Genomic DNA, 5602 nt, shown 5'->3' with positions numbered 1-5602 from the left:
ACCCTCGTGAGCGCGATCCCCGCAGCTGCCGTGGGTGTCGCTGAGGTCGATCTCTCCGTCGATCTCCCGCAGGACAGCGAAGGCCGGCCACAGCTCGACCTGACCACCTCACGCGACGTCGACGTTCGCCTGACCAACCTCGCAGATGATCCCCGATCCGTCCGCCTCTACGCCGTGGCCGCGACCCCCACCGAGGACGGCAGCTTCGCGCTCGGCAACCCGACCACAGCGACCTGGTTCGGCCTCGCGGACCAGGAGGTGGAACTGGCCGCGCGTGAACGGGTCACCGTGACCGCAGCCGTCCGGGCCACCTCGGTGACCGCGGGGGCGACGCACGTCGCGGTCGTGCTCGAAGCCGGAACGGGCACCACCCTCGTGACCCGCGCGGCGCGGGTCATCGAACTCGGAGAGCACTCCGGACCGGAGCTCCCGACCTGGCTCGTCGCGCTCGCGCTGCTTCTCATCGTCCTGACCCTCGTCGCGCACGGACAGGAACGACGCGGCCGCGGGGTCCGAGGGTCCTCGGGCCGCACGTCGGGGAGCGTCACCGCGGGCTCGTCGTAGGCTCCGGGGACCGACCAGCCCCCGGAGGCCGACGCCGTGACCGAGATCGATGTGACCGACCGCTCCGTCTACACGCGGACGATCGGCATCGAGCACGACCCGCTCGAAGCACCGCGCCGCCACCTCGACGCCGGCGGCCGCGAGATCGCGCCCGACCTGCTCGCGCTGATGGGCGACACGCCGCTGGTCCGGCTCGACCGGTTGTCGCACGACGTCGGTCCGACCCTGGTCGCCAAGCTCGAGATGCTCAACCCGGGGGGCAGCGTCAAGGACCGCATCGGCATCTCGATGGTCGAGGCCGCCGAGGCCGCGGGGATCCTGAAGCCCGGCGGGACCATCGTCGAACCGACCTCCGGGAACACCGGCGTGGGGCTCGCCATCGTCGCGGCGCGGAAGGGTTACCGCTGCGTGTTCGTGGTCCCCGACAAGGTCAGCGGCGAGAAGGTCTCGCTCATGCGGGCGTACGGCGCCGAGGTGGTGGTGTGCCCGACGGCGGTCGAACCGGAGGACCCCCGGTCCTACTACTCGGTCTCCGACCGGCTCGCCGCGGAACCGAACGCCTTCAAGCCGAACCAGTACTTCAACCAGGCCAACCCGCAGACCCACGCTTTCTCCACCGGCCCGGAGCTGTGGCGCCAGACGGGGGGACGCATCGACGCCTTCGTAGCGGGGGTCGGGACCGGTGGCACGGTCACGGGCGTCGGCCGTTACCTCAAGGAGCGCAAGCCCGACGTCACCATCGTCGGCGCGGATCCGGAGGGGTCGCTGTACTCGGGCGACACCGTCCGTCCCTACCTCGTGGAGGGCATCGGCGAGGACTTCTGGCCCGAGACCTTCGATCCCGACGTCGTCGACGTCTGGGAGCGGGTGTCGGATGCCGAGTCGTTCCAGATGGCGCGCCGCTGCGCCCGCGAGGAGGGGATCCTCATCGGCGGATCCGGCGGGACCGCGCTGGTCGCCGCGCACCGCTTCGCCGCCACCCAGCCCGACGACGCGCTCATCGTCGTCCTGCTGCCCGACTCCGGCCGCGGCTACCTGTCCAAGCTGTACGACGAGACCTGGATGGCCGAACACGGCTTCAACCAGCCGACGGCCGGCAAGGGCAACGTCGGCGACGTACTCGAGGCCAAGAGCAGCGACCGGTTGCCGTCCCTGATCCACCTCCACCCGGGCGAGACGGTGGCCGCCGCGATCGCGCTGCTCAAGGAGTACGGCGTCTCGCAGATGCCGGTCTTCGCCGAAGCGGTGCACGACGACGCCCGCACCGACGACGTGCTCGGATCGATCCGCGAGAACGCGCTGCTCGACGCCGCGCTCAGCGACCCGGGGGTGATGCAACGCGCCATCGGCGAGGTGATGCAGCCGCCGCTGCCTACGGTGTCCCTCGACGACCCCCTCGGTCGTGTTGCCGCCGAGCTCGCCGGCGGTGCCACCGCCCTGCTCGCCCGTGACGGGGACCGCTTCGTCGGCGTGATCACCCGCGCGGACGTGCTCGAGTTCCTCTCGGCACGCGCATGAGGGAGCGCGACGTGACCGACCACCTGACCGACCCGGCGGGCAGCGACGCGACGGCCCACGGCTTCACCACACGCGCTATCCACGTCGGCCAGGAGCCCGACCCCCGGACCGGCGCGGTCATCGTGCCCATCTACCAGACCTCCACCTTCGCGCAGCCGGCCGTCGGTCAGCACCTCGGCTACGAGTACGCGCGGACCGGCAACCCGACCCGGACGGCGCTCCAGGAGTGCCTCGCATCGCTCGAGGGCGCCGAAGCGGCCGTCTGCTTCGCCTCCGGCCTGGCCGCCGAGGATGCGATCATCCGGTTGCTGGCGCCCGGCGATCACATCGTCTGCGCCAACGACGTCTACGGGGGGACCTGGCGCCAGCTCGACCAGGTCCACGCCCGGTTCGGCATCGAGTCGACCCCGGTCGACATGACCGACCTCGACGCGGTCGCCGCCGCCTTCCGGCCGACGACCCGCTACCTGTGGGCCGAGACGCCGTCCAACCCGCTGCTGAAGGTGCTCGACCTCGCCGCCCTGGCCGAGCTCGCGCACGAGCGCGGGGCGTGGCTCGTGGCCGACAACACCTTCGCCACGCCCTACCTGCAGCAGCCCGTCGCGCTCGGTGCCGACATCGTCGTCCACTCCACGACCAAGTACATCGGCGGCCACTCCGACGTCGTCGGCGGGGCGGTGTGCACCGACGAGCGGACCGCGACCGATCTGGCGTTCCTCCAGAACGCGGTCGGCGCCGTCCCCGGCCCGTTCGACAACTTCCTCACGCTGCGCGGCCTGAAGACGCTCGGGGTCCGGATGGACCGCCACACCACGAACGCCACGGCGATCGCCGAGATGCTCGACGCCGATCCCCGGGTCGCGGCCGTCCACTACCCCGGCCTGCCCTCGGACCCGGGCCACGAGCTCGCTCGGGCTCAGATGTCCGGCGCGGGCGGGATGGTCTCGTTCCGCCCGGTCGGCGGCGCCGAGGCCGCCACGCGCCTGTGCGAACGGACCGAGCTGTTCTTCCTCGCCGAGTCGCTCGGCGGCGTGGAGAGCCTGATCGAGGTGCCCGGGACCATGACCCACGCGTCCGTGGCCGGCACACCGCTCGAGGTGCCCGACGACCTCGTCCGGCTGTCGGTCGGGATCGAGGACATCGACGACCTGCTCGCCGATCTCGACGCGGCGCTCGGGGCCGCGACCGGCTGATGCGCGTGCCGTAGCGGAGGCTGTGGTCACGCCGGTCGGTGGCCGATACTCCCGGTGTGCGCCGGAACGTCCGGCGAGGGAGGAGCCAGCGTGCGGCGACGGAGCTGCAGGACGGGACTCGTCCTGGCCACGCTCTGCGCCCTGATCCTGTCGGGGTGCAGCAACGTCGTCACCCTCGAGCTGCCGTCGCTGGCCGACCTCGACCCTCGGTCCCCGGGGCTGCAGTCGACCATCGTGGCTCCGACCGGTGAGGTCCTCGCCGTCCTGCGGCGCGAGCACCGCGAGCCCGTCAGCCTGACCGCGATGCCGAGCCACCTCATCGACGCGGTCCTGGTCGCCGAGGACCAGCGGTTCTTCGATCACGGCGGGGTCGACGCACGCGCCGTCCTCCGCGCCTTCCTGCGCAACACGGCCATCGGCGAGATCGAGCAGGGCGGATCCACCATCACCCAGCAGCTGGTGAGCCTGCTGTACGAACCCGCAGCGGGCGCGACCTACGACGCCAAGCTGACCGAGGCGTTGCTGGCCCGCGAGATGGAACGGACACGCACCAAGGCGTCGATCCTCGCGGACTACCTCAACACCGTCTACCTCGGCGAGGGCGCCTACGGGGTCCAGGCGGCAGCCGAGACCTACTTCCGCCTCGACGTCGGCGAGCTCGACATCGCCCAGTCCGCGCTGCTCGCCGCCATCATCCGGGCACCGTCGTCGTTGTCGCCCGCCAACGATCCCGATGCGGCCCTGTGGCGCCGTGACGACGTCCTGCGTCGCATGGCGGTCACGGGCGACATCACCGACCGGGAGCGGGACGTCGCGCTCGCGACGCCCATCGAGGTCCACGCCCGAGAACCGCTGCCCCGGTCCCGGGAACCACACCTCGTCGAGCTCGTCGTCCGGCGGTTGATGGCCGACCCGAGCTTCGGTGCCAGCGAGGCCGAGCGGGCCGATCGGCTGTACCGCGGTGGGCTGACCATCCACACGACGGTGGACCTCGAGCTGCAGCAGCTCACACGGGACACGCTCGCCGCCCACCTGCCCGGAGAGGACGACCCGGAGGCGGCAGCGACGCTGATCGATCCCGCGACCGGGCACGTCCTGGCCCTCACGGGCAACCGCAGCTACGACCAGCTCCAGTACGACCTCGCGTCGCAGGCCCGCCGACAGCCGGGGTCGACCTTCAAGACCTTCGTGCTCGCCGCCGCGATCGCGGCCGGCTACCACCCCGAGGACCGGCTCGATGGCACGCCGGGCACGCTGGACACGGCCCAGGGCCCCTGGCGGGTCCGCAACTACGACCGCACCGACCCGCGTGACGTGACGCTCGCCGGCGCCACCCGTCTGTCGGTCAACGCCGCCTACGCCCGCCTCGGGCTCGACATCGGCATCGACCGGGTCGCTGGCACCGCACGCGCCATGGGGGTGCGTTCTCCCGTCCCCGCCGGCGAGGCGCAGATCACCCTCGGGGGTGGCGAGCTCGGCGTGACGACGTGGGACATGGCCGCCGCGTACGCGACCCTGGCCAACGGCGGCGAACACGTGCCGACCACCGTCATCGCCCGCATCGAGGACAACCGGGGCGAGGTGGTCTGGCTGCCGGACCGCACGCCCCGGCTGGCGCTCAGCCCCGACGTCGCGTACGTCACCACCGGGGTCCTGCAGGGCGTGGTCGAGGCTGGGACGGGGCTGGCCGCACGCGTGCCCGGTTGGGAGGTCGCCGGCAAGACCGGGACCACCTCGGACCACGTGGACGCGTGGTTCGCGGGGACGACGCCGGTCCTGTCGGCCGCCGTGTGGGTCGGGCACGTCGAGGGCAACGTCCCGCTCACCAACGTCCGCGGCGTCCGGCAGGTCACGGGCGGCTCGATCCCCGCCGAGATCTTCGCCGACCTGCTCCGCGGCGCGCTCGCCGATCGCGACCCGGTCGGCTTCGTGCTCGACGACGCCCACTGGGTCGACGTCGAGATCGACCCCCTGACCGGGCTGCGGGCGGCGGCGTGGTGCCCCGGCGAGCGTGTCCGCGTCCCGAGGGTCCTCGCGCCGAGGGAGTCGTGCCCGGAACCACCCCCGCCGCCGGCCCGTCCACCCCCACCCCCGCCGTCCGAGCCGACACCGACGCCCGCCCCGGGCACTCCACCACCGGATGGCGGCGCCGAGGACGGCGGTGCCCCCCCAGCGACCGAGCCACCCGCCGTCGAGCCCGCACCGACGCCGACACCGACCCCGGCCCCGACGCCGACGCCACCGACCGAGCCACCGTCCAGCAACGACGGGGCCGACGGGACCGACGGGACCGACGGGACCGACGGCTAGCCTCGCCTGCCCCTCCG

3 protein-coding genes and 1 pseudogene are annotated in these 5602 nt (G+C 72.7%); all 4 read left to right on the top strand.

Annotated elements, in window-relative coordinates; all coding sequences use genetic code 11:
* Positions 1–564, top strand: a pseudogene (locus WEB03_RS13305) (hypothetical protein); the annotation flags it as partial.
* 144 nt (positions 565–708) lie between these two features.
* Entirely contained in the window at positions 709–2082 is a 1374-nt protein-coding gene (locus tag WEB03_RS13300; protein ID WP_368071406.1) for a cystathionine beta-synthase, read from the top strand.
* Positions 2083–2093: 11 nt separating this feature from the next.
* Positions 2094–3275, top strand: a complete 1182-nt coding sequence (locus WEB03_RS13295) for a cystathionine gamma-synthase (protein WP_368071404.1) — start codon at positions 2094–2096, stop codon at positions 3273–3275.
* A gap of 90 nt (positions 3276–3365) precedes the next feature.
* Complete coding sequence (locus WEB03_RS13290; protein ID WP_368071403.1) at positions 3366–5585, top strand: transglycosylase domain-containing protein; 2220 nt, start codon at positions 3366–3368, stop codon at positions 5583–5585.
* The last annotated feature ends 17 nt before the right edge of the window (positions 5586–5602 follow it).

Source organism: Nitriliruptor sp., from assembly GCF_040882075.1.
Taxonomy (GTDB): Bacteria; Actinomycetota; Nitriliruptoria; order Nitriliruptorales; family Nitriliruptoraceae; genus Nitriliruptor.
This window is presented reverse-complemented; position numbering and strand designations above follow the sequence as displayed.